17 protein-coding genes are annotated in these 23,108 nt (G+C 65.4%); 13 read left to right on the top strand and 4 right to left on the bottom strand.

Annotation, left to right across the window (positions count from 1 at the left end; translation table 11 throughout):
- Window positions 1-23: 23 nt before the first annotated feature.
- The gene (locus tag ABIB42_RS24025) at window positions 24-2,456 is read right to left on the bottom strand and encodes a membrane-bound PQQ-dependent dehydrogenase, glucose/quinate/shikimate family (RefSeq protein WP_184238890.1); all 2,433 of its coding nucleotides are present in this window, start codon (window positions 2,454-2,456) and stop codon (window positions 24-26) included.
- A 256-nt stretch (window positions 2,457-2,712) separates the two neighbouring features.
- Window positions 2,713-3,645 carry a LysR family transcriptional regulator gene (locus ABIB42_RS24020; RefSeq protein ID WP_005667040.1) on the bottom strand — a complete coding sequence of 311 codons (933 nt, stop codon included), beginning with the start codon at window positions 3,643-3,645 and terminating at the stop codon, window positions 2,713-2,715.
- 127 nt (window positions 3,646-3,772) lie between these two features.
- On the opposite strand from ABIB42_RS24020, the gene ABIB42_RS24015 reads away from it, so the two are divergent.
- From ABIB42_RS24015 to ABIB42_RS23990, 6 genes are all read left to right on the top strand, one after another.
- Window positions 3,773-4,870 carry a tartrate dehydrogenase gene (locus tag ABIB42_RS24015; protein ID WP_005667042.1) on the top strand — a complete coding sequence of 366 codons (1,098 nt, stop codon included), beginning with the start codon at window positions 3,773-3,775 and terminating at the stop codon, window positions 4,868-4,870.
- A gap of 77 nt (window positions 4,871-4,947) precedes the next feature.
- Window positions 4,948-6,228 (top strand): glycerate kinase type-2 family protein, encoded by a 1,281-nt coding sequence (locus ABIB42_RS24010; protein WP_005667043.1) that lies wholly within the window; start codon window positions 4,948-4,950, stop codon window positions 6,226-6,228.
- Between the two features lie 105 nt (window positions 6,229-6,333).
- Window positions 6,334-7,425 carry a porin gene (locus ABIB42_RS24005; protein WP_005667045.1) on the top strand — a complete coding sequence of 364 codons (1,092 nt, stop codon included), beginning with the start codon at window positions 6,334-6,336 and terminating at the stop codon, window positions 7,423-7,425.
- Window positions 7,426-7,476: 51 nt separating this feature from the next.
- Window positions 7,477-8,946 carry a pyruvate kinase gene (gene pyk, locus ABIB42_RS24000; RefSeq protein ID WP_429249112.1) on the top strand — a complete coding sequence of 490 codons (1,470 nt, stop codon included), beginning with the start codon at window positions 7,477-7,479 and terminating at the stop codon, window positions 8,944-8,946.
- Window positions 8,947-8,988: 42 nt separating this feature from the next.
- Window positions 8,989-10,290 (top strand): MFS transporter, encoded by a 1,302-nt coding sequence (locus ABIB42_RS23995; RefSeq protein WP_184238889.1) that lies wholly within the window; start codon window positions 8,989-8,991, stop codon window positions 10,288-10,290.
- Window positions 10,291-10,535: 245 nt separating this feature from the next.
- Window positions 10,536-10,694 (top strand): hypothetical protein, encoded by a 159-nt coding sequence (locus ABIB42_RS23990; protein ID WP_157225564.1) that lies wholly within the window; start codon window positions 10,536-10,538, stop codon window positions 10,692-10,694.
- Window positions 10,695-11,108: 414 nt separating this feature from the next.
- Here the strand turns inward: ABIB42_RS23990 and ABIB42_RS23985 are convergent, their stop codons facing one another.
- Window positions 11,109-11,468 carry a hypothetical protein gene (locus ABIB42_RS23985; RefSeq protein WP_429249111.1) on the bottom strand — a complete coding sequence of 120 codons (360 nt, stop codon included), beginning with the start codon at window positions 11,466-11,468 and terminating at the stop codon, window positions 11,109-11,111.
- 628 nt (window positions 11,469-12,096) lie between these two features.
- On the opposite strand from ABIB42_RS23985, the gene ABIB42_RS23980 reads away from it, so the two are divergent.
- Both ABIB42_RS23980 and ABIB42_RS23975 read left to right on the top strand, forming a co-directional pair.
- A complete protein-coding gene (locus ABIB42_RS23980; protein WP_429249110.1) occupies window positions 12,097-14,079 on the top strand; it encodes an ATP-binding protein in 1,983 nt (660 codons plus the stop codon).
- Window positions 14,080-14,241: 162 nt separating this feature from the next.
- Window positions 14,242-15,297, top strand: a complete 1,056-nt coding sequence (locus ABIB42_RS23975; protein WP_429249109.1) for a porin — start codon at window positions 14,242-14,244, stop codon at window positions 15,295-15,297.
- On the opposite strand, the gene ABIB42_RS23970 is transcribed toward ABIB42_RS23975, so the two are convergent.
- The gene (locus ABIB42_RS23970) at window positions 15,289-16,266 is read right to left on the bottom strand and encodes a LysR substrate-binding domain-containing protein (protein WP_429249108.1); all 978 of its coding nucleotides are present in this window, start codon (window positions 16,264-16,266) and stop codon (window positions 15,289-15,291) included. The two genes, ABIB42_RS23975 and ABIB42_RS23970, sit on opposite strands and share 9 nt — an antisense overlap.
- A 117-nt stretch (window positions 16,267-16,383) precedes the next feature.
- Here ABIB42_RS23970 and ABIB42_RS23965 point away from each other — a divergent pair, with 117 nt between their 5' ends.
- From ABIB42_RS23965 to ABIB42_RS23945, 5 genes are all read left to right on the top strand, one after another.
- The gene (locus tag ABIB42_RS23965) at window positions 16,384-17,253 is read left to right on the top strand and encodes a transketolase (protein ID WP_071362258.1); all 870 of its coding nucleotides are present in this window, start codon (window positions 16,384-16,386) and stop codon (window positions 17,251-17,253) included.
- Complete coding sequence (locus tag ABIB42_RS23960) at window positions 17,250-18,269, top strand: transketolase family protein (RefSeq protein ID WP_071362259.1); 1,020 nt, start codon at window positions 17,250-17,252, stop codon at window positions 18,267-18,269. The genes ABIB42_RS23965 and ABIB42_RS23960 overlap by 4 nt, the downstream gene beginning before the upstream one ends.
- Window positions 18,270-18,374: 105 nt before the next feature.
- Window positions 18,375-19,673 carry an MFS transporter gene (locus ABIB42_RS23955; protein ID WP_005667064.1) on the top strand — a complete coding sequence of 433 codons (1,299 nt, stop codon included), beginning with the start codon at window positions 18,375-18,377 and terminating at the stop codon, window positions 19,671-19,673.
- A gap of 52 nt (window positions 19,674-19,725) precedes the next feature.
- Window positions 19,726-22,227 (top strand): pyrroloquinoline quinone-dependent dehydrogenase, encoded by a 2,502-nt coding sequence (locus ABIB42_RS23950; protein ID WP_429249107.1) that lies wholly within the window; start codon window positions 19,726-19,728, stop codon window positions 22,225-22,227.
- 64 nt (window positions 22,228-22,291) lie between these two features.
- Window positions 22,292-23,044, top strand: coding sequence for an SDR family oxidoreductase (locus tag ABIB42_RS23945; protein WP_184238885.1), 753 nt, complete (start codon window positions 22,292-22,294; stop codon window positions 23,042-23,044).
- The last annotated feature ends 64 nt before the right edge of the window (window positions 23,045-23,108 follow it).

Raw genomic sequence — 23,108 nt, 5'->3', positions numbered from 1 at the left:
TCGTTTCAAGCTCGTTCAATCGATCAGCGCTCCAGCGCATAGGCAATCACATAGTCGCCGCGGTCCGGCGACTGGCGGGCACCGCCGGCCGAAATCAGCACGTACTGCTTGCCGGTCCTGGGCGACACATAACTCATCGGCCCGCCCTGGCTGCCCACTGGCAGGCGCGCTTTCCAGACTTCCTTGCCGGTCGCGCTGTCGTAGGCGCGCAGGTAATAGTCCTGGGTGCCGGCGATGAACACCAGCCCGCCCTGGGTGGCGAGGGTGCCGCCGAGGGTCGGCATCCCGACCGGCATCTTCATGCCCATCTTGACGCCGAACGGGCCCGTATCCTGAACGGTGCCAACAGGGACTTGCCACAGCACTTTCCGGGTCTTCAGGTCCACAGCCGACAGGGAGCCGAACGGCGGCTTCTGGCATGGAATGCCCAGCGGCGACATGAAGCGGTTCTTGTTGACCGCATACGGCGTGCCCTTCAGCGGCACCGCACCCATGCCGGCGTTGACCGCCTCGCCGCCGTTGCTGGCCGGACCGCTGTCGGTCTGCTGCGGAATCATCTGCACCCACAGTCCCAGGCGCATGTCGTTGACGAAGATGACGTGGTTGTTCGGATCGAGCGACAGGCTGCCCCAGTTCATGCCGCCCAGCGAACCGGGGAAGCTCAGCGAAACGTCCGTCCCGGGCGCCGTGAACAGGCCTTCGTAGCGCATCGACTTGAAACTGATGCGGCAGGCCAGTTGGTCGAACGGCGTCGCGCCCCACATATCGGATTCGGTCAGGGTGTCGGCGCCAATCTGCGGCATGCCGACCGAGAACGGCTGGGTCTGCGAATACTGCTCCTTGAAGATGCCGGCCGTCTTCACCTGGCGCTCCTCGACGCGCGTGAGCGGTTTGCCTGTCATGCGGTCGAGCACGAAGATCTGGCCGGACTTCGAGCCGAACACCACGGCGGGCGTGGTCGACCCGTCCTTGCCGGGGAAATCGACCAGGCTTGGCTGCATCGGCACGTCGAAGTCCCACAAGTCGTTATGAACCGTCTGGTACACCCACTTCTCCTTGCCGGTCGTCGCATCCAGGGCGAGGATCGAGGTGGCGTAGCGATGGTCCAGCGGCGTGCGGTTGCCGCCCCACAGGTCGACCGAGGAACTGCCCATCGGGATGAACACCGTGTTCATGGCCGCGTCGTAGGACATCGGCGCCCACGAGTTGGGCGTGCTGCGGGTGTAGGTCTTGCCCGGCTCCAGGCGCGCGTTCGGATCGTCCTGGCCGGGATCGAAGGCCCAGCGCATCTGGCCGGTCATCACGTCGAAGCCGCGCAGCACGCCGCCCGGCATGTCGGTCTGGACGTTGTCCGCCACCCGGCCGCCCACCACCACGGTGGTCCCGGCGACGGTCGGGGCGGAGGTCAGCTGGTACAGGGGATCGGCAGCGGCGCCAAGGCCCGCTTTCAGGTCGACGATGCCCTTGTCGCCGAAGCCTTCGCACATGGCGCCGCTGTCGGCGTCGATGGCGACGAGGCGCGCGTCGATGGTGTTCATCAGGATGCGCCGCAGGCAGTTGGCGCCAGGGGAGAGCGTGGCCGGCGCGACCGGCGTGGCGCCCGCCACGGTCGGCTGGACGAGCGGCTCGGCGGCATCGAAGTAGGCGAGACCGCGGCAGCGGTTCCAGACCTGCGCCTGGGCATTGAAGTCACGCTCCCACAGCTTCTTGCCGCTGTCGGCATCGACGGCGATCACATTGTTATGCGGCGTGCACAGGTAGACTCGGTCGCCGACCTGGAGCGGCGTTTGCTGGTCCTCGGCGCCATTGCCGGTGGGGCTGATCGGCGTGTCGCCGGTGCGGAAGGTCCAGGCGACCTTCAGGTCTTTCACGTTGTCGCGCGTGATCTGGTCGATCGCGGCAAAGCGGTTGCCGCCCGGCGTGTTGCCGTAGCTGCTCCAGTTCTTCTGCTCCTGGCCGGGGGCAACGGGAACGAGCGGGACCGGCGTGCCCTGGGCCGCGACGGTCGGGTGCGGCTGGAACATCTGGACGAAAGCGATGCCCATTCCCAGCGCCAGCACGGCGGCCAGGGCGTAGGCGGTCTTGCTCGCAGGGATTCCGGTCTCGTTCCTGCGCAGCGCCGGCCAGGCCAGCAGCGCCAGCAGCATCAGGCCGGCGGGCAGCATGAGGCGCGACACCAGCGGCCAGAAGTCGACGCCGGCATCGATCAAGGCCCAGGCCACGGTGCCGGCAAAGGCCGCACCATAGACGATGACGGCCGATGACTTGAGCCGCATGAACAGGATGGCGGAGGCGATGATGACGATGCCCGCGATCAGAAAGTACAGGCTGCCGTGTAGAAGCGCCAGTTTGACGCCCCCGACGACGAAGAACAGGCCGGTGGCCAGCAAGGCCAGGCCAAGCAGGATACACCCGGCCCTGAGCGTCGCCGCAGGAAGGGTTTTATGTGTGGTCATTTGAAAAATCTCTCCGAGAACGAATCTTGCGGTGAAGTGGCGACAGGCTCGATTGAAACGACTTGCAAGCATGGCTTCAGGGGGCGGCGTTGCCGTCCGCCCTTCCTGAGTTGGCGCTACGGCGACATGCCGCAAACGAAGTATAACTAACTAGTTGGTTAATTGCTTGGCGAGATTCTTGGCGTTCATGTCCCGCGATTGCCTTGCGGTCAAGCCTGTGCTTGGCCCTGGAGGAGGATAGGTGCCATGCGGCGGCTCAGTGCCGGTCGTTCGAGGCGACGAAGCGTTCGAAGGCGCTGCCCAGGAAATCGACGAAGGTGCGAACGCGCGCCGATTGATGCTGGTGCTGCGGGTAGACGGCGTAGATGTCGGCATCCGGCGTGCGGAACTGCGGCAGCACCTCGACCAGGCGTCCGCTGTCGATGTAGCGCCTGACGTCCCACTCGGCCCGCATCAGGATGCCATGCCCGTCGAGCGCCCAATTGACGGCGATCTCGCCGTCGTTCGTGGTCAGATTGCCGCGCACCTTCACCGATTCGCCGCGCCCGCTGCTGTCGCGAAAGCGCTGCAGGCGCCAAGTGCCGTAGGCTTCGTCCCCCTGACGAATGCAGATGCACTTGTGCCGTGCGAGATCCGCGGGCTGGGTCGGGACGCCATTGGCATCGAGGTATTTCGGCGATGCGCACAGCACCCGGCGGTTGGTGGCGAGTTTTTTTGCGATCACGCGGGTATCGCTGGGTTCGCCGAACCGGATGCACACGTCGAACTGATCGTCGGTCAGCGCAGGCGGGTTGACCGACAGCTGCAACTGCACGTCGACCTCGGGATAGCTCAAGACGTATTGCGAAATCGCCGGGGCCACGTGCAGGCGGCCGAATCCCAGCGTGGCATTGACTCTTAGCAGGCCGGTCGGGCGGCCTTTGGACATGCTCAGCAACTGGTCCAGATCGGCGATCTCGCCAAGGATGCGGCGGGCGTGCTCGAACAGCGTCTCGCCGTCCGGCGTCAGGCTCATGCGGCGCGTCGTGCGGTTCACCAGCGGTATGCCGAGCCGGCTTTCCATGTGCGCCAGCCGCTGGCTAACGGCCGCGGTGCTGATGCCGAGCTCGCGCGCCGCGCTGCTCATGCTGCCGCACGTCGCCAGCAGGACGAAAAAGCTCAGTTCGCCAGGCTGCACTCCAGTACTCATCACGATTGTTAAGCTGAATTTAAAGAAGGTTTAAGTGTAGCCATAATTTTAATGCTAGTCCATGGCCTACAGTAATCCTGGTCGGAGCAATCACGACACCGATTTTTATCACACAGGAGACAAGGCAATGAAGACGTATCAGATCGCGACGATACCGGGCGATGGCATCGGCAAGGAAGTGGTTCCCGCAGGACGCCTGGTCCTTGAAGCACTGGCCGCGACCGGCGCTGGCTTCGATTTTTCGTTCGAAGATTTCGACTGGGGCGGCGACTACTATCGCAAGCACGGGGTGATGATGCCTGCCGACGGGCTGGACGCATTGCGCGGCAAGGACGCCATCCTGTTCGGTTCCGCCGGCGATCCCGACATTCCCGATCACATCACGCTGTGGGGCCTGCGCCTGAAGATCTGCCAGGGCTTCGACCAGTACGCCAACGTGCGTCCGACGCGCATCCTGCCCGGCATCGACGGTCCGCTCAAGCGCTGCGGGCCGGAAGACCTGAACTGGGTCATCGTGCGCGAGAACTCCGAAGGGGAGTACTCGGGCGTCGGCGGCCGTGTGCACCAGGGGCATCCGATCGAGGCGGCGACCGACGTGTGCATGATGACCCGGGTGGGCGTCGAGCGCATCCTGCGCTTCGCGTTCAGGCTGGCGCAGTCCCGGCCACGCAAGCAGCTGACCGTCATTACCAAGAGTAATGCCCAGCGCCACGCGATGGTGATGTGGGACGAGATCGCCGTGCAGGTATCCAAGGAATTCCCGGACGTCAAATGGGACAAGGAGCTGGTCGATGCGGCGACCGCGCGCATGGTCAATCGCCCGGCCACGCTCGACACCATCGTCGCGACGAATCTGCACGCCGACATCCTGAGCGACCTGGCTGCGGCCCTGGCCGGCAGCCTCGGCATTGCGCCCACCGGCAATATCGACCCTGAGCGCCGGTATCCGTCGATGTTCGAGCCGATCCACGGTTCCGCTTTCGACATCATGGGCAAAGGGCTCGCGAATCCGATCGGCACGTTCTGGTCGGTCGTGATGCTGCTCGAGCATCTCGGCGAGCACGAAGCGGCGCAACGCGTCATGAAGGCCGTGGAGAGCGTCACTGCGGACAAGGCCCTGCATACCGGCGACCTGGGGGGCAAGGCCACGACCGTGCAAGTGACCGCCGCCGTGTGCGAATTCCTGGCGCGCGGCGCGCAAGCCGACCAGCGGCAAGTCGCATAAGTCACGTTAGTCACGTAAGTCACGCCGCAAGGCCGGCCGGACCGGCCATCGGCGCCTATAAAAAAGTTGGAGACAGTATGTTCAATGCATCTGCCGCGGCGATCGACCGCTTGTTGAGGGAGATGTTCGACGCCGGCGTCGCCAGCGCGCAGCCGGCGGTGCGCGTGCCGCGCTTCCTGCCCCCTGCGCCGAAGGGGCGGCTGATTGTGATCGGCGCCGGCAAGGCTTCCGCCGCCATGGCGCGGGCGGTCGAGGACAATTGGGATGGTCCGCTCGAGGGTGTCGTCGTCACGCGCTACGGCCATGCCGTGCCGTGCCGGCGCATCGAGATCATCGAGGCGGGCCACCCGGTTCCCGATGCGAACGGTCAGGTGGCCGCGCAGCGCATGCTGCAGCGTGTCAGCGGCCTGAGTGCGGACGATGTCGTGCTGTGCCTGATCTCCGGCGGCGGCTCCGCGCTGCTGCCGCTGCCCCTCAACGGCGTGACGCTTGAACAGAAGCAGGCGATCAACCGCGCATTGCTCGCCAGCGGGGCCAGCATCTCCGAAATGAATTGCGTACGCCGCCATCTGTCGGCCATCAAGGGCGGGCGTCTTGCCGCCGCCTGCCATCCCGCCAGGGTGGTCAACCTGATCATGTCGGACGTCCCGGCCGACAGCTTCAGCGACGTCGCCTCCGGCCCCACGGTGCCCGATCCCAGCACCTGCGCCGACGCGCTGGCGGTGCTGCGCCGCTACGGCATCGAGGTCCCTGCGCCCGTGATGGACATGCTCGAGACCGGGCGCGCCGAATCGATGAAGCCTGGCGACCCCCGGCTTGCACGGATCGAATCGCATCTCATCGCCACCCCGCTCCTGTCGCTCGAGGCAGCCGCCGAGGTCGGCCGCGCGGCAGGCGTCGACGTCCATGTGCTCGGCGACGCCGTGGAAGGCGAAGCGCGCGAAGTCGGCAAGGTGATGGCGGCGCTGGCGCGCCACGTGAACGGCCGGGGCCAGCCCTTCAAGCCGCCATGCATCCTGCTGTCGGGCGGCGAAACGACGGTGACGGTGCGCGGGGAAGGGCGCGGCGGACGCAATGTCGAATTCCTCCTCTCCCTGGGCATCGCCCTGAACGGCGAACCGAATATCGTTGCGCTCGCCGGAGATACCGATGGCGTGGACGGGTTGGAGGAAATCGCCGGCGCGATCGTGCGGCCCGACAGCCTCGCACGGGCGCGCCGCCAGGGCATCCATCCGCCGGCCAGCCTGGCGGACAACGACGCGCACGGATTCTTCGAGGCGCTCGGCGATGGCGTGATCACCGGCCCCACGCTGACCAACGTGAATGACCTGCGGATCATCTTCGTCGGAGGACGTTAAGGAGCGCCAGGCCGGAACAGCAGCATAGAGATATTCGCCAGCAACCAGGAACAAGCAGGCGAGCGCATGTAGAAGTCCGTCAGGCCACGTACCGCGGACCGCATGATGATCATCCAGGAGACAAGATTGAAAGCGATTGCATTCTTCATTGCGGGACTCTTCGCAGGGGTCGCGCACGCGCAGCGCAGCGTCAGCGTCAGCGTCTACGGCATCGTCGATGCGGCATTCGTCGTGGAAAGCGGCGGCAGTGGCGGGCGCGTCAATAAAATCACCAGCGGCGCCGCATCGACCTCGCGGATCGGCTTCCGGGGCGCCGAGAGGCTGGGCGGCGACCTTTCCGCCTTTTTCACGCTCGAAACGGGAACCAGGATCGACACCGGCGCGCTCGACGCGGACAACACGCTGTTCAATCGCCAGGCGCTCGTCGGCCTGAAGAGCAGCGCCGGCTCGGTCGCGCTCGGTCGCCAGTACACCCCGTATTACCTGGCGATCTCCGGCGTCGTCGATCCGTTCGGCGCGGGTTATGCCGGCTCGTCCAAGAGCCTGTTTCCCGCCAACGGAAGCAACGTCCGCACCAGCAACACCATTACCTATGCCTCGCCAACGCTCCACGGCGTCGACATGCAGCTGGCCTACAGCCTCGGCGAACAAAGCGATTCATCGGCCGGCCGCCAGTACGGCGGCGCCATCGGCTATGCGCAGGGACCGTTGACCGTGCGGCTGGCCTACAACGCCAGGAACTCGGATGTGGTCTCGGGCGCGTCGCCCGTCGACCATGACCTTGGACGCAATATCCTGCTGGGCGCGAACTATGACTTCGGCTGGGTCAGGCTGTATGCCGGCTATGGCATCGACAAGGGTTTCGACAGCGCGCCGCTGCCCAACGCCAACGCCTACGGAGGATTGCGGGCGACCCCGTCCACGGACAGCCGCAACGTCCTGCTCGGCCTGAAAGCCCCCTTCGGCCCCGGCACGCTGATGTTCTCCCTGATGTACAAGAACGACCGCACCGCGTTCGACCAGGATGCCGGTGCGGTCGGCCTCGGTTACCTGTACCCGCTGTCGAAGCGTACCGAGCTGTATGCGGCTTATGGCCATATCCGGAATCACAACGGCGCCGGCTACACGGTGGCGAACAATTCGGAATCCGGTTCCGGCAGCACCGCCTACAACCTGGGCATCCGCCACTCATTCTGAGCGGCCGGGCAACCAGCCGCTTGCCAGTCACGTTTGTCGAAAGGAATGCACATGCACCGACACCGCAAAGCAAAAATAGTCGCCACGCTGGGCCCGGCCAGCACCGACGCCGCAACCATCGAATCCATGTTTCGCGCCGGCGCCGACGTGTTCCGGCTCAACTTCAGTCACGGCAGCCATGACGACCACAAGGCCCGGCTCGAGAAGTTGCGCGCGCTGGAGCGCGAACTGGGCAGGCCGGTGGGGGTGCTGGTCGACCTGCAAGGGCCGAAACTGCGCATCGGCACGTTCTCGGAAGGCGCGATCACCCTCGCGGCCGGCGCGCCATTCCGGCTCGGCCTGGACGCCACCCGCTCTGGAGACCAGGCGCGCGTCGCCCTGCCGCATCCCGAGATCTTTGCTGCGCTCCAGCGCGGCACGCGACTGCTGCTGGACGATGGGCGCATCGAGCTGGAGGTCGTGCGCTACACCGCCGAGACGGCGGAAACGACGGTCATCAACGGCGGCGTGCTGTCGGATCGCAAGGGCGTCAACGTGCCGGGCGTGGTGCTGCCGCTGTCGGCATTGACCGACAAGGACCGCAAGGACCTGGCGTTCGCGCTCACCCTGGGAGTCGACTGGATTGCGTTGTCCTTCGTCCAGCGGGTGGAAGACATCCTGGAGATCAAGGAAATCATCCAGGGGCGCGCCAGCGTCGTCGCCAAACTCGAAAAGCCGGCGGCGATCGGCCAGCTCGAACCGATCATCCGGGAAGCGGACGCCGTCATGGTCGCGCGCGGCGACCTGGGCGTGGAGATGCCGGCGGAACAGGTGCCGGCGATCCAGAAGCGCATCGTGCGCGTGTGCCGTCGCCTCGGCAAGCCGGTGATCGTCGCGACGCAGATGCTCGAATCCATGGTGTCGGCGCCCGTGCCGACGCGCGCCGAGGCGTCCGACGTCGCGACGGCCATCTATGATGGGGTGGACGCCGTCATGTTGTCGGCGGAATCCGCCTCGGGAAAATACCCGGTCGAAGCGGTCACGATGATGAACGACATCATCGTGCAGACCGAGTCCGACCCCTTTCATGCCGAAAGCCTGACCGTGCACCGCGGGCAGGCCCAGGCGGAGATCGCGGACGCCATCGGACTGGCGATGCGCAACGTCGCCGAGCTGCTCGACGTCGCGGCAACGGTCGCCTATACCAGTTCCGGCCATTCCGCCCTGAGAATGGCGCGCGAGCGTCCCCAGGTCCCCATCATCGGCATGACGCCGAAGCTTGCCACCGCCCGCAGCCTGGCGCTCGTCTGGGGCGTGCATGCAGTCCTGACGCATGACGTCGCCGGCGTGTCGGAAATGACCGATTTCGCCTGCGCAACCGCCATGCGCGAAGGGCTCGCGATCTCGGGACAGACCATCGTCATCGCCGCCGGCATGCCGTTCGGTACTTCCGGCACGACCAACCTGTTACGGATCGCGCAGCTCGGCGATGCGTCCAGCGAACGAGAGGCTGCGTTCGTAGAAACAAGCAGTCGAACTTAGTCAGTTCTTATCAGCGGAAAATAATCAATAGTGGAGACGTACATGGAATCAGATATCGAAAAGCGCACAATTCGCAAGATCACCTGGCGTATCGTGCCGTTCATTATGCTCTTGTATTTCATCGCCTATCTCGATCGTGTGAATATCGGATTCGCGGCAATGTCGATGAAGGGGGATCTTGGTTTCACTGCATCGATACTCGGCTTTGGCGCCGGTATTTTCTTCTGGGGATATTTTCTGTTCGAAGTTCCTTCAAATATCATCCTGCACAAGGTGGGTGCGCGCCTCTGGATCGCCCGCGTCATGGTCACATGGGGGATCATCTCCGCGTGCATGGCGTTCGTCACCACCCCGACCAGTTTCTATATCGTGCGCTTCCTGCTCGGGGCCGCAGAGGCCGGCTTCTTCCCGGGAATCATCCTGTATCTCAGTTACTGGTTCCCTGCGGGGCGGCGCGCCGGCGTGACGGCGCTATTCATGGCCGCAGCGCCGATCTCGACGGCGCTCGGCTCTCCGATCTCTGCCGCCTTGCTGCAGATGGACGGTTTCATGGGTTATCATGGCTGGCAGTGGATGTTCGTACTCGAAGCGCTTCCTGCCGTCATTCTCGGCGTTGTCGTGTTCTTCTACATGACCGATCGGCCCGAAAACGCCAACTGGCTGAAGGAAGACGAAAAAGCATGGCTCGTCAATGCGATGAAAATGGAGGCGGCCAGGAAGGCGTCGGCCGGCAACCACAGCATCCTCAAGGGAATGCTGAATCCGCAGGTGCTTGCCCTCGCGCTCATCTATTTCGGGACGTCGGCCGGTTTGTACACGCTCGGCATCTGGGCGCCGCAGATCATCCAGCAACTCGGCGTTTCATCCATGACGGTCGGACTGCTGAATGCGATTCCACCTGCCATTTCGGTGGTCGCCATGGTGCTGTGGTCGCGCCATTCGGACCGCACCCGCGAGCGGACCTGGCACGTCATAATCGCGTGCGCGGTCGCGGCGTTCGGCCTGGTGATCGCCGCAGGCACGCAGGGGCTGCTTGGTCTGATCCTTGCGCTGACGATCGTGAATATCGGCATCAGCTGCGCAAAACCGCCGCTGTGGAGCATGCCGACGATGTTCCTGAGCGGGGCTGCCGCCGCGACGGGGATTGCGACCATCAATTCGCTGGGTAACCTTGGCGGATTCGTGGGGCCTGCCATGATCGGCTGGATCAAGGACGAAACCGGCAGTTTCGAGGGCGGGCTCTATTTCGTCGCCGCCCTGCTCGTGGTGTCGGCAGTGACGACCCTGCTCCTGGCGCGTTCCCAGAAATCGAAGCCTGACGGCCACACCGTCGCGGCCAGTTGACAAGCGAGGCATGCGTCTGGAGAGCATGCAGGCAGTCAGGGCGACAAATCGGGAAGCCCACGATATGTCGCCTCGATATATCCGACTGGCGATTCACATGCTATCGATTGATAAACAAATGTGAAATCTCTGCGATGTTATTCGCTGGAGTTATCTCGGAAATCTGAAACAGAAATTGGATTTATAACTGGACTGCACGTATCCTGTATTTCTCGACATAGGTCGTTGAATGCACTGGAGTCATCATGAAAGTTATCGTTACCAAAGCTGTTTCCTCCTCTGGTTTGTTATCCAGCCTCCTGGGAAATTTACGTCGTGTATTTCGTGCCGCCTGCGCCAGCCTGCGCCGCGGTATCGAACTCAGTGGTGAAAAATACATGAACGGAATGATTCCTCCGCTGTAAGCACTGAAATCGGCGCTGGCACAGTTCTGTTTTCTTCGATATTGTCCGATCGCCGGAAATATCGGCAGCCTGGCAGTTGATTCCACTTCTTGTCGACCGACGGGCGCAGCATCGCATGCAGTGCCCAGCGCGTGGCCAGCCTTTCCACATTGCGCTGGCCTGGCCCAATATGTCACGCCCGGACGCGTCGCCACTCGCAGACGCATACGGATTCGAATCGCGTCCTGGCCTCCGGATAATAAACGCACTGGCCTCATTCGAGGCCCGTTTCGTTTATAGGCTTCATCTCGAACCAATGATGAAGCGACCAGTGCACGCGTCAATAGTGCTACTAGGCCACCCGATCGCCCGGGTTCCGTCGAGGGCGCTCAGTGCGATTCAGGTCCGGATAGCCGGTCGGAATCTCGCAAGGCATTACGATCCACTCTTCGCTGTCGGATCATTTTTCAGGTATTTGCGCCTGATATAGGCCGCGACCTCGGCCACGTTCTGTTCGACCGAGACAGAGGTCTTCCGACTGCTGCCATGCCTGTCGAAGCCCGTTTTTAACCACTCTTGATATGATGTCAGGGTCGTGAACTGACACACATGGGCCAATAAGTCCCGCCCGGATACCTCGCCTCTTGCATACGCATTGATCATAGTCATATCGCAATGGTCGATCCTGATGCCTTCGGCAGTGACGCCATTGAGCATGTGCGCAACCTGCCGTCCACGCATATGTCGAAACGTTGATGACATTCTTGCCAGCTGATTGGATGATGCTGCTTGCATGGTCGGTGGCCGTGAGAATTGGTGAGATTTCAGATCCTAGGTTAGCTCCCGGTGCAAGCGCCCGCAAGGGACATAAGTACTTGATGGAAACATCAACGTTTTGAATTGCTAGCTGATGAGTAACATTCCACCAATGGTCCTTCCTGACGGACGACTGGCACAAGTGGACAAGGCCCTATCACGGCCCTGGCGGCCGATCGGTCATCACATGGGAGGTAGCATCGATGTCCTCACGCAGCGACCGGCCGAGTTCGATCGGTGCGCCGATGCCATGCATTGTGTACGGTCGGAATCGGCTGCCTGATATTCGACACGCTCCAGGGCAGCGCCGGGAACCTGAACCAGCCGGTTTGAAATGTCGAACGAAAGACCGGCCTTGTCGTCCGATCGAGCTAACAAGATGCTATTGTCTTGCTTTACTGGCTGCCCACATCATCCACTTCCTTTGATGCAAGCTATCACGCGAATTCAACCACCTGCTCCAAGCGCCCGCTTCCTGGCGGGGGGCGGAACGATGGGAGGGGTATTCCGGGGCTTCGATTGGGCGTCCACGCCGCTTGGCGCCCTGGAAGCGTGGCCACAATCGCTTCGAACCGCAGTCAGCATCCTGCTCAACGCGCGTCACCCCATGTATATCGCCTGGGGCCCCGATCTGCTTCTGCTCTATAACGATGGCTATCGTGACATTCTTGGCGCGAAGGCGTCGGACCCGCGGCAGGTGTTGGGCAAGCCGTTCGAGCAGGTCTGGCGCGAAGTATGGGACCTGGTCGGGCCCATGCTGGCGGCGACGATGGAAGGTGAAACCTTGTGGTTCGAAGACCAGGAATTCGCGCTCACGCGCAATGGCTTCGTGGAGCAGGTCTTCGCGAGCTTTTCGACCAGCCCGATCCGTGCCGAGGCTGGTGACATCGCAGGGGTGTTCTGCGTGTGCAGCGAGACCACCGGGAAGATCCGCTCGCAACAGGAACGCCTGCGATTACTCGACGTGATCGGCGAAGCGACCCGCCTCGCCGACGAGCCGCAGGCCATCATGGAACACAGCACGCGGCTGCTCGGCGAGTACCTGAAGGTGACCCGGGTCGCCTATGCCGACCTGGAGCCGGACAACGATCGCTTCACCATCCGCCACGACTGGCGGGTCGAAGGAGCGATCAGCACGGTGGGCGTTTATTCGCTCGACCTGTTCGGTTCGCGCGCCACGTCCAATCTGCGCATCGGCCGCACGCTCATGATCGATGATGTCGATCGTGAGTTGACGGCGGACGACGGGGCGAACATGTTCAACCAGATCGGCATCAAGGCGATTATCTGCTGCCCCCTGGTCAAGCAGGGCCGGCTCGTGGCCATGATGGCGGTGCACCAGGAGCGGCCGCGTACCTGGAGCGCGGACGATGTGGCGCTGGTGGAGACCGTGGTCGACCGCTGCTGGGCCCACATCGAACGGGTGCGCTCGATGGAGGCGTTGCGCGAAGCCGACCGACGCAAATCCGAATTCCTGGCCACCCTGGCGCACGAGTTGCGCAATCCGCTCGCCCCGATCCGCAATGCGCTCGAATTGCTGCGCCTGAGCGGGGACAAGCCGGCGATGCTGGAAAGAGTGCGCGGCACGATGGAGCGCCAGGTCGACCAGATGGTCCATCTCATCAATGATTTGCTGGATATCGCACGCATTTCCAGCGGCAAGATGGTCCTGCAGATCGAGCGCGTCGACATGCAGTCGGTCATCGCGAGCGCAGTCGAAACCAGCCTTCCCCTGATCGAGGCAGGGGGACACGAACTCGCGCTCGACCTGCCGGATGCTGCGATCTGGGTCGATGTCGATACGGTGCGCCTGAGCCAGGTGCTCAGCAACCTCTTGTCGAACGCGAGCAAGTACACGCCCCAGCATGGCCGGATCGGCATTTCGGCGCGTATCAGTGGCGACGCCGTGGTCATCGACGTGTCGGATACCGGCATCGGGATCGCGACCCATGATCTGGAGCGGGTGTTCGACATGTTCTCCCAGGCGCCCCACAGCATCGGGATATCGAAAGGTGGGCTCGGCATCGGCCTGTCCCTGGTGCGCCGCCTGGTGTCTCTTCACGGCGGGAGCGTCAGCGCATCCAGTGCGGGCGCTGGCCATGGCAGCACGTTCACCATTCGCCTGCCGTGCATGTCAGCCGCCCCGGCAGGCACGCCAGTTTCAGTCGCAGAGCCACCGGGCGTCGCGGCGAATGCCGTCCAGCTGCGCATACTCGTGGCCGACGACAATGCGGATGCCGCGGACACCCTGTCATTGGTGCTGCGCGAAAAAGGGCATGAGGTGCATGTGGCGTATGGCGGAGAGGACGCCGTGCGAATGGGAACCTCCATCGTGCCGGACCTTGTCTTTCTCGATCCCGGCATGCCTCACATCGACGGCTACGAAACGGCGCGCGCCCTGCGCGCGCTGCCCGCGCTTGCTGAAGCCAGGCTGGTGGCCTTGACCGGCTGGGGTGCGCAAGAGGATCGGGCGCGGACACGCGCCGCCGGCTTCGACGCCCATCTGCTCAAGCCGGCCATGCCGGAGGCGCTGGATGCCGTTCTGGCCTCGGCCATTGAGCGAAGCCGGGATCGGCGTCGTCATTCATGACCTGGATTCACCAGCTCATGTAAACATATCGTTTGTCACCGGTGAGCGCGATATGGAGAATGCCGTATTCTTCATCACCTGCCGGCGCGCCATCGATGAAATTCCTGCGCGGGTGGAGACGCGCGCGGGGGAACGCCTGGCATCGACAACAACAGGCTGTTCGTGAAAAAAACAACGATCGCAGTGCCGCTTCTTTGTGCACTGGCATTTCCGGCATTCGCCGATGAGGCAATGTCTATTTATGGCGTGATCGACATGGCGCTGGTGCGCGAGGCGGGCGGCAAGGACGGCGCCCTGACCAGGCTCACCAGCGGCGTGCCCATGGGCTCGCGCCTCGGCTTTGGTGGCAGCGAGGAGCTGGGCCGCGGCGTCAAGGCCTTGTTCCTGCTCGAGAACGGCTTCCAGGCCGACACCGGAGAGGTCGGGCAGGGAGGCACATTGTTCGGCCGCCAGGCCTGGGTCGGACTACAGGGGCCGTTCGGCAGCGTGCTGGTTGGGCGCCAGTACACGCCGCAATACGCGACCGCGGTGATGGCCGATCCTTTCGGTTCCGGCTATGTTGCCGACAGCAAGAACCTGGTGGCCACGAGCGGGAATGCCTTCAGCCGCATGGACAATACCGTCAAGTACCTGTCGCCGTTCAAGGCCCAGGGCGTCACGGTCGAACTGGCGGCGGCGCCGGGTGAATCCGGCGCCGCTGGCGGGCGCCAGCTGGGTGCGGCGCTCGATTGGCGCGCCGGCGCGCTGCGCCTGCGCCTCGGCCACCACGACCGCGACAACGGCAGCGCCGGCGCCAACGGACGCAACACGCTGCTGGGCGCGAACTACGACGCCGGGATCGTGACACTGTACGCCGCCTTCGGGCGCAATCGCGGCCTGAACAGCTCCGTGCTGCGCAACACGGCCAACCCGTTCGGGCGCGCGCGGGCGCCCGCGGCCTCCCGCGACAGCGTCGACCGGCTGATCGGCCTGCTGCTGCCGTTCGGCTCATACGCGCTGATGGCGTCGCTGATCGACAAGGACGACCGCGGCGAGGCCGACCAGGATGCGCGCCAGTACGCGCTCGGCCTGCGTTACGCGCTGTCCAGGCGCACCGAGCTGTATGCGGTGCACTCGCGCATCGTCAACCGCAACGGCGCCGGCTACACGGTCGGCAACGCCAGCGAGTCGGGCAGCGGCGACCGCGCCAGTTCGCTCGGCGTGCGCCATTCATTCTGAGGCGCCGGCGCCGGTCGCGGCCATATGTGGCGCGCCGCGCGCCAGCTCGCCGAGCAGCCAGCGCTTGAACAGGGCGGTGGCGGTATCCTGTTCGAGGCTGTGCGGATGCACCAGGTAGTGCGCCACGTAGCGTACCGTGGTGCTGCGACCGATCAGCGGCGCCACCAGCCGGCCGGTGGCCAGTTCGCGCTCGGCCAGCAGGGTCGATTCCAGCGCCACCCCGAGGCCGTCGACCGCCGCCGCGATCGACATCGAGCTGCGGTCGAACGCGAGCGCGAAGTCGCCCGGCGTGGCCAGCCCGTTGGCGCTGAACCAGCCGCCCCATTGCACCGACTGGCCGTCGCTCTGGATCAGCGGCGCCTGGTACAGGTCGCGCACTGACCCGATCGTCGCCGCCAGCGCCGGGCTGCACAACGGCGTGAGTTCTTCGACCACCAGCGGAATCTGCGCGTGGCGCGACGGCTGCGGGACGCCGTACACGATGTCGATGTCGTGGCGGTCGTCCTCGAAGGTCGCGTAGTCGGTGTCGGCCGACACCTGCAGGGCGATGCCGGGATGGGCAGCCATGAAACCGGTCAGGCGCGGCATCAGCCACTGCACCGCGAAGGTCGGCGCGGTGTGCAGGCGCAGCGGCGCCACCCGCTGCTCGGGCTGGGCGCGCTGGAAGCCGCGCCGCATTTCCTCGAATCCGCGCTGCACGTGCTCGAGCAGCAGCCGGCCTTCGCGCGTCAGTTCCAGGGAGCGCGTGGTGCGCACGAACAGCGTCATGCCCGCGCTGTCCTCGAGCTTGCGGATCGCGTGGCTGACGGCGCTCGGCGACAGGTCGACTTCGCGTGCGGCGGCGGCGAACGAACCCGTGCGGCCAGCCGACTCGAACACCCGCAAGGCCGTCAACGGCACCCGGCGAAACTGCTTGATTAGTGAATTGGATTCACCATCCGGCGTAAATATTTCCTTTGTGGCAGTCATCTGTTTTGCGTGAAAATAAAGATCAGCCTTCAACAAGAAAGGCGCGCATCGGTGAACATTTTGCATGAAATCGCCGAGTCCAGCGCCTTCTTATCCACTTTTTGATCAGGGGAGACCATGCCCGATTCCGGCGACCAGGTCGCATCTACCGCATTCCAGACAATCCGCGCCCATGCCTGGCGCATGCGCCGCTTCGCCCTGCGCATGGGCGAAGTGCAGGGCCAGGGCTACGTCGGCCAGGCCCTCGGCTGGGCCGACGTGCTGGCCGTGGCATATTGCCACGCCATGAACCTGCGCCCGGCCGAACCAGAGTGGGAAGGGCGCGACCGCTTCCTGCTGTCGCACGGCCACTACGCCATCGCCCTGTACGCCGCGCTGTTCGAGGCGGGCGTGCTGCACGAGGACGAACTCGAAACCTATGGCTCGGACGATAGCCGCCTGCCGATGTCGGGCATGGCCACCTATACGCCGGGGATGGAAATCTCGGGTGGTTCGCTCGGCCAGGGCCTGGCGATCGGCGTCGGCCAGGCGCTGGCGCTGCGCATGAAGGGCAGCAGCGCACGCGTGTTCAATTCGATGTCCGATGGCGAACTGGACGAGGGCGCCGTGTGGGAAGCGGCCATGTCGGCCGCGCACCACAAGCTGTCCAACCTGATCAACCTGGTCGACATCAACCGCCAGCAGGCCGACGGTCCGTCGCACGACATCCTGCAGTTCGAGCCGCTGGTGGACAAGTGGCAAGCCTTCGGCTGGCACGTGCAGCGGGTCGACGGCAACGACCTGGCGGCGGTGATCGCCGCCTTCGACACCGCGCTCGCCTTCGAGGGCGAGCAGCCACGCGTGATCCTGTGCGACACGCTGATGGGCAAGGGCGTGCCGTTCCTGGAGCAGCGCGAAAAGAACCATTTCATCCGGGTCGAGGCCGACGAGTGGCAGCGGGCCCTGGCCGACCTCGATGCCACCTACGCCGAATGGAGCCGTGCATGAATCCCGTCCCGACCGCAGAACACGGCAAGCCGGCCAAGCCGCGCCTGACCACCTCGGCGATGATCGCCTCGATCGCCTCCGAAGGACAGCGCACCCAGCCGGCCCCGTTCGGCCATGCGCTGATCGAGGCGGGCAAGCGCGATCCGCGCATCGTCGGACTGACCGCCGACCTGGCCAAGTACACCGACCTGCACATCTTCGCCCGTGAATATCCGGAGCGCTTCGTGCAGATGGGCATGGCCGAGCAGTTGCTGATGGCGGCCGCCGGCGGCATGGCGAAGGAGGGGTTCATCCCGTTCGCCACCACCTACGCCGTGTTCGCCACCCGCCGCGCCTATGACTTCATCCACCAGGTGATCGCGGAAGAAAACCTGAACGTCAAGATCTGCGCCGCGCTGCCGGGCCTGACCACCGGCTACGGCCCCAGCCACCAGGCCACCGAAGACCTGGCCCTGATGCGTGCGATCCCGAACATGACCGTGATCGACCCCTGCGACGCGCTCGAGACCAGCCAGTGCGTGGCCGCGATCGCGCGCCATGAAGGCCCGGTCTACATGCGCCTGTCGCGCGGCCGGGTGCCGCTGGTCCTGGACGACTACGATGGCCAGTTCGAGATCGGCAAGGCCAGGCTGCTGCGCGATGGCAAGGACGTGCTGGTGATCTCCAGCGGCCTGATGACGATGCGCGCGCTCGAAGTGGCGGACAAGCTGGCGCAGGATCGCATCGAGGTGGCGGTGCTGCATGTGGCCACCATCAAGCCGCTCGACGTCGATACCATCGTGGCGCAATGCCGGCGCGCAGGGCGGCTGGTCGTGGTGGCCGAGAACCACAGCGTGGTCGGCGGCCTGGGCGAAGCGATCGCGCTGGCCCTGCTGCACGCGCGGGTCCAGCCCGAGTTGCGCCACGTGGCGCTGCCGGACGCGTTTCTCGACGCCGGCGCGCTGCCGACGCTGCACGACCGCTACCGCATCTCGCTCGAGGCGATGGCGGCCGACGTCCGCGCCTGGCTGGGCTGACGCCAGCGCGAATGCCAGGCCCGGCTGGCTGGCAGGCAGGCGCCGTCGAGACGCGGCGCCTTTCTTGCCGGGCACCCCACGATAAAAACGACAAGGAATTCGGAGATGCACATCGACCAAGCGGTGGCCACGCCATCCACGCCCGCGGCAGGACCCCGGAAACGTATCTGGATTTACGTTTTCCTCTTCACGCTAACACTGATCAACTACATCGACCGGATCTCGCTGTCGGTCGCCTCCACCGCCCTCAAGGAAGAATTCGGCATCTCGCCGGTGGCCATGGGCTACCTGCTGTCGTCCTTCGTGTGGCTGTACTTCATCGCCCTGATCCCGATGGGCTACCTGGTCGGGCGCTACGGACCCAGGCAGGTCAACACCTATGGCATCGGCGTGTGGTCGGTCGCCACCGTGTGCACCGCCTTCGCCACCGGCTTCTATTCGCTGCTGGCGGCGCGCCTGGTGATGGGCGCCGGCGAAGCGACCACCTACCCGGCCGGGGCGCGCGTGGTGCGCGACTGGATGCCGCTCAAGGAGCGCGGCATGGCCACGGCGGTATTCCACAGCGGCAGCCTGGTCGGGCCTGCGGTCGGCGCGATCGGCTTCGGCTGGCTGATCACCACGGTCGGCTGGCGCATCGCCTTCGTGGTAGCCGGTGCGACCGGCTTCATCTGGCTGGCGGCCTGGCTCAAATGGTACCGCCACCCGAGCAAGGCGCCGTGGCTGAGTGCGGCAGAGCTGCGCGAGATCACCGATGGCGACGCCGCAAACGCCACCGTTGGCGCCACCGCGGTCGCGCCGCTCGGCATCCGTGGCCTGGCCCGCTCGCGCACCATGTGGGCCATCGGCCTGTCGCACGGCTGCGCCGTGTATGCGACCTATTTCTTCCTGACCTGGCTGCCTTCTTACCTGCAGGCGGAAAAGGGCCTGTCGGTGATGACGAGTTCGATGTACACGGCGATTCCCTACCTCGGCGCGGCGGTGCTGGCGATCGTGGTCGGCCGCGTCAGCGACCTGGTGGTGAGCCCGGCCGCGGCGCAACGTGGCGGCCGCCGGCTGGTGGTCGGCGCCGTGCTGCTCGGATCGTCCGTGATCCTGCTGGTGCCGATGCTGGCCGAGACCTGGGCCATCCTCTTGGTCATCACGCTGTCGCTGGCCACCTGCGCCTCGGCCATCTCGCTCAACCTGTCCCTGGTCAACGACCTGCTGCGCTCGAACCAGGACGTGGGCACCGCCGCCGGCTTCGTCACCGCCGTCGGCAACCTGTTCGGCCTGCTGGCGCCGATCGTCACCGGCTACGTGGTGGCGGGCACCGGCGGGTTTGCCGCCGCCTTCGCCGTGGTCGGCATCCTGCTGATCGTCGGCGCGGCCCTCTCGGTCTTCGGAGCGCGCCGCCCGGTGGGCTGAAAGCGCTGTCGCAAGACCTGTTCATCTTTATCGTCGTGAAAACTGGAGCACCATGAGTACTACCAACAAGAGGGGCAACCCCGCCCAGCCGTCCGCGCCAGCGGCCGGCACGGGCTGGCGCATCGCCCTCGTCGTCATTCCCCTGTTCATCGGCCTGTTCGGCCTGGCCATGCTGGGTGGCGGAATCTGGCTGATCGCCGTCGGCGGCAGCCCCTACTATGCGCTGGCCGGCGCCGCCCTGCTGGCCGGGGCCGTGCTGCTGGCGCGCAGGAAGCGCGGTGGCCAGGCCGTGATCGGCATCGCCTGGCTGGCCACGCTGGCCTGGGCCGTGTGGGAAGTCGGCTTCAATGGCTGGGGCCTGGTGCCGCGCGTGGTCGGCGTCACGGTGCTGTTCATGCTGGCGCTCGCGCTGTCGCCGATGATGTCGCCGATGTTGTCGCAGATGCCTTCGCGGTCACCAGCCGTCGGCGCGCGCCGGCGGGCGCTCGACCCACTGCAGACCGCTGCGGCGCTGGCGGCGATCGCCGTGCTGGCGATCCTCGGCGTGCTGGTCGCGCGCGAAGGCGTGCGCAGCGTCGAATCCGCGCAGTTCCCGGCCGTCCTGGCCGGCGCGGTCGGCGGCACCACGGCCGATTGGCCGACCTATGGCGGCGACGCCAGCGCCCAGCGCTACAGCGCGCTGTCGCAGATCACGCCGGATAACGTCGGCCGCCTGGAGCGCGCCTTCGTGTTCCATACCGGCGACCTGCCGGCCAAGGGCGAGCGCTATTCGCCGGCCAACACGCCGCTCAAGATCGGCAACGACCTCCTGGTGTGCTCGGCCAAGAACATCCTGTTCGCCGTCAACGCCGCAACGGGAGAACAGCGCTGGCGCTACGATCCGCAGGTGCCGGGCGAAGGCATCGCCCACGCCGCCGTCTGCCGCGGCGTGGCGGTGTACACCGCGCCCCAGCTGGCTGACGATGCCGCCTGCAAGACGCGCGTGATCAGCACCACGCTGGATGCCCGCATCGTCGCAGTCGACCTGCGCGACGGCAAACCGTGCGCCGACTTCGGCGGCGCCGGCGGCAAGCCGGGCCAGGTCGACCTGTGGCAGGATCTCGGCAAGAAGGTGCCGGGCTGGTATTCGCCGACGGCGGCGCCGACCGTGGTGCGCGGCGTGATCGTCACCGGCGCCCAGGTGCGCGACGGCCAGGACGAAGACGCGCCGTCGGGCGTGATCCGCGGCTACGACGCCGTCACCGGCCAGCTGGCCTGGGCCTGGGACCTGGGCAATCCGGACAATGTCAAGGGTCCTGCGGCGGGCCAGACGTACACCCGCGGCACCCCGAATATGTGGACCACGGCGGTCGGCGACGAGGCGCTCGGCCTGGTCTACCTGCCGATCAGTAATTCGTCGATCGACTACTTCGGCGGCAACCGCAGCGAGGCCGAGAACACATACTCCGATTCGCTGGTGGCGGTGGACGTGACCACCGGCCGCGACGTCTGGCACTTCCAGGCGCTGCAGCGCGACCTGTGGGACTACGACCTCGGCAGCCAGCCGAGCCTGCTGGATTATCCCGGCCCCGACGGCAAGCCGGTCGCCGCCATCCTGCTGCCGACCAAGCAGGGCGATATGTACATCTTCGACCGCGCCACCGGCAAGCCCTTGATCCCGATCGGCAGCGTCAAGGCGCCCAAGCTCGGTTCGGTGGAGCCGGACTTCGTGGCCGACACCCAGCCGACGTCGCTCTGGCACAGCCTGCGCAAGGACCCAAAGACTGAAGCCGACATGTGGGGCTTCTCGCCGGTCGACCAGCTGATGTGCCGGATCCAGTTCCGCCAGTCGAACTACGCCGGCTACCTGACCCCGCCGTCGAGCGACAAGCCGTGGATCCAGTACCCCGGCTACAACGGCGGCTCGGACTGGGGTTCGGTCGCGATCGACCCGGTGCGCCGCATCCTGATCGCTAACTACAACGACGTGCCGAACCGCAGCCAGCTGATTCCGCGCGAACAGGCCAACAGGATGGGCGTGCAGCCGATCTACGCCAGCAAGGACGCCAACGCCAAGGCGGCCGGCAAGGGCGAGGGCGGTTCCTCGGTGTACCCGCAGATCAATGCGCCGTACGCCATCAGCGTGAATGCGGGCTGGCGCAATATCGGCACCGGCGTGCCATGCACGGCGCCGCCGTACGGCGGCATCCGCGCCGTCAGCCTGGACACGGGTGAGACCTTGTGGGACGGCCCGCTCGGCACGGCGCGCCGCAACGGCCCATGGGGTATCCCGTCGTACATCCCGTTCGACATCGGCCTGCCCAACAACGGCGGTTCGGTGGTGACGGCCGGCGGCCTGGTGTTCATCGGCGCCGCCACCGACAACCTGTTCCGCGCGATCGACATCCGCACCGGCAAGACCGTCTGGACCGACGTGCTGCCGGCCGGCGGCCAGGCCAACCCGATCGCCTATGAGATCAACGGCGAGCAATACATCCTGATCGCCGCCACCGGTCACGCCTTCATGGAAACCGGCAACAGCGACGCCATCATCGCCTACAAGCTGCGCAAGTAAGCCAGCGGGGCGCCATCAGGCCAGTCATCCGACTGGCCTTTTTCACTTCAGAAAGGACACTCTCATGGATCTCGGACTGCAAGGACGCAAGGTACTGGTCAGCGGCGGCTCGCGCGGCATTGGACGCGCGATCGTCGAATGCTTTCTGGCCGAGGGCGCGCAGGTCGCGTTCTGCGCGCGCAATGCCGGCGGTGTGGCGGCGGCGCAGGACGCCTTCGGCGCGCGCGCTTGCGGCGCGGCGGTCGACGTCACCGATGCGGCCCAGGTGACGGCCTGGGTCGGGGAGGCGGCGCGCCGCATGGGCGGGCTGGACATCGTGGTGCCGAACGTCAGCGCGCTGGCCGGCGGCGACGACCTGGCCACCTGGCGGCGCGCCTTCGAGACCGACCTGCTCGGCACCGCGGCGATGGTCAAGGCGGCGCTGCCGCATCTGCAGGAGTCGGACGCGGCCTCGATCGTGCTGATCTCGAGCGTGTCGGGACGTGAGATCGACATGTTTGCCGAACCATACGGGGTGCTGAAGGCAGCGCTGACCCATTACGGAAAGACGCTGTCGACGCGGCACGCCGCCGATGGCATCCGTGTCAATACGGTTTCGCCTGGAAATGTGTATTTCGCCGATGGGGTATGGGGTGACATCGAGCGCAATCAGCCGGAAACCTTCGCCGCCTGCCTGGCCGCGAATCCGCTCGGCCGCATGGCGACGCCCGACGAGGTGGCGCGCGCCACGGTATTTCTTGCCAGCCCGGCGGCGGGATTCACGACCGGCACCAATCTGCTGGTCGACGGCGGGCTCACGCGCGGGGTGCAGTTCTGACGACAGCGCGGTCTGCGCCATGCAATCGTCCCAGCTATCTTGCAAGCCAATGAGTGGCTATTCA

It is taken from the genome of Massilia sp. UYP32 (assembly GCF_050434365.1).
In the GTDB taxonomy this organism is placed as follows: domain Bacteria; phylum Pseudomonadota; class Gammaproteobacteria; order Burkholderiales; family Burkholderiaceae_D; genus Telluria; species Telluria timonae.
Note: the sequence above shows the minus strand (reverse complement) of the source record. Positions and strands in the feature narration are given on the sequence as shown.

Bases quoted from the DNA above. Each gene is read 5' to 3' on its own strand.
- ABIB42_RS23970 (WP_429249108.1), bottom strand. From the start codon at position 16,266: ATGACTGCCACAAAGGAAATATTTACGCCGGATGGTGAATCCAATTCA.
- ABIB42_RS23965 (WP_071362258.1), top strand. From the start codon at position 16,384: ATGCCCGATTCCGGCGACCAGGTCGCATCTACCGCATTCCAGACAATC.
- ABIB42_RS23980 (WP_429249110.1), top strand. From the start codon at position 12,097: ATGTATATCGCCTGGGGCCCCGATCTGCTTCTGCTCTATAACGATGGC.
- pyk (WP_429249112.1), top strand. From the start codon at position 7,477: ATGCACCGACACCGCAAAGCAAAAATAGTCGCCACGCTGGGCCCGGCC.
- ABIB42_RS24005 (WP_005667045.1), top strand. From the start codon at position 6,334: ATGATCATCCAGGAGACAAGATTGAAAGCGATTGCATTCTTCATTGCG.
- ABIB42_RS24025 (WP_184238890.1), bottom strand. From the start codon at position 2,456: ATGACCACACATAAAACCCTTCCTGCGGCGACGCTCAGGGCCGGGTGT.
- ABIB42_RS23945 (WP_184238885.1), top strand. From the start codon at position 22,292: ATGGATCTCGGACTGCAAGGACGCAAGGTACTGGTCAGCGGCGGCTCG.
- ABIB42_RS23950 (WP_429249107.1), top strand. From the start codon at position 19,726: ATGAGTACTACCAACAAGAGGGGCAACCCCGCCCAGCCGTCCGCGCCA.
- ABIB42_RS24015 (WP_005667042.1), top strand. From the start codon at position 3,773: ATGAAGACGTATCAGATCGCGACGATACCGGGCGATGGCATCGGCAAG.
- ABIB42_RS24010 (WP_005667043.1), top strand. From the start codon at position 4,948: ATGTTCAATGCATCTGCCGCGGCGATCGACCGCTTGTTGAGGGAGATG.
- ABIB42_RS23960 (WP_071362259.1), top strand. From the start codon at position 17,250: ATGAATCCCGTCCCGACCGCAGAACACGGCAAGCCGGCCAAGCCGCGC.
- ABIB42_RS23985 (WP_429249111.1), bottom strand. From the start codon at position 11,468: ATGCAAGCAGCATCATCCAATCAGCTGGCAAGAATGTCATCAACGTTT.
- ABIB42_RS23990 (WP_157225564.1), top strand. From the start codon at position 10,536: ATGAAAGTTATCGTTACCAAAGCTGTTTCCTCCTCTGGTTTGTTATCC.
- ABIB42_RS23995 (WP_184238889.1), top strand. From the start codon at position 8,989: ATGGAATCAGATATCGAAAAGCGCACAATTCGCAAGATCACCTGGCGT.
- ABIB42_RS23955 (WP_005667064.1), top strand. From the start codon at position 18,375: ATGCACATCGACCAAGCGGTGGCCACGCCATCCACGCCCGCGGCAGGA.
- ABIB42_RS24020 (WP_005667040.1), bottom strand. From the start codon at position 3,645: ATGAGTACTGGAGTGCAGCCTGGCGAACTGAGCTTTTTCGTCCTGCTG.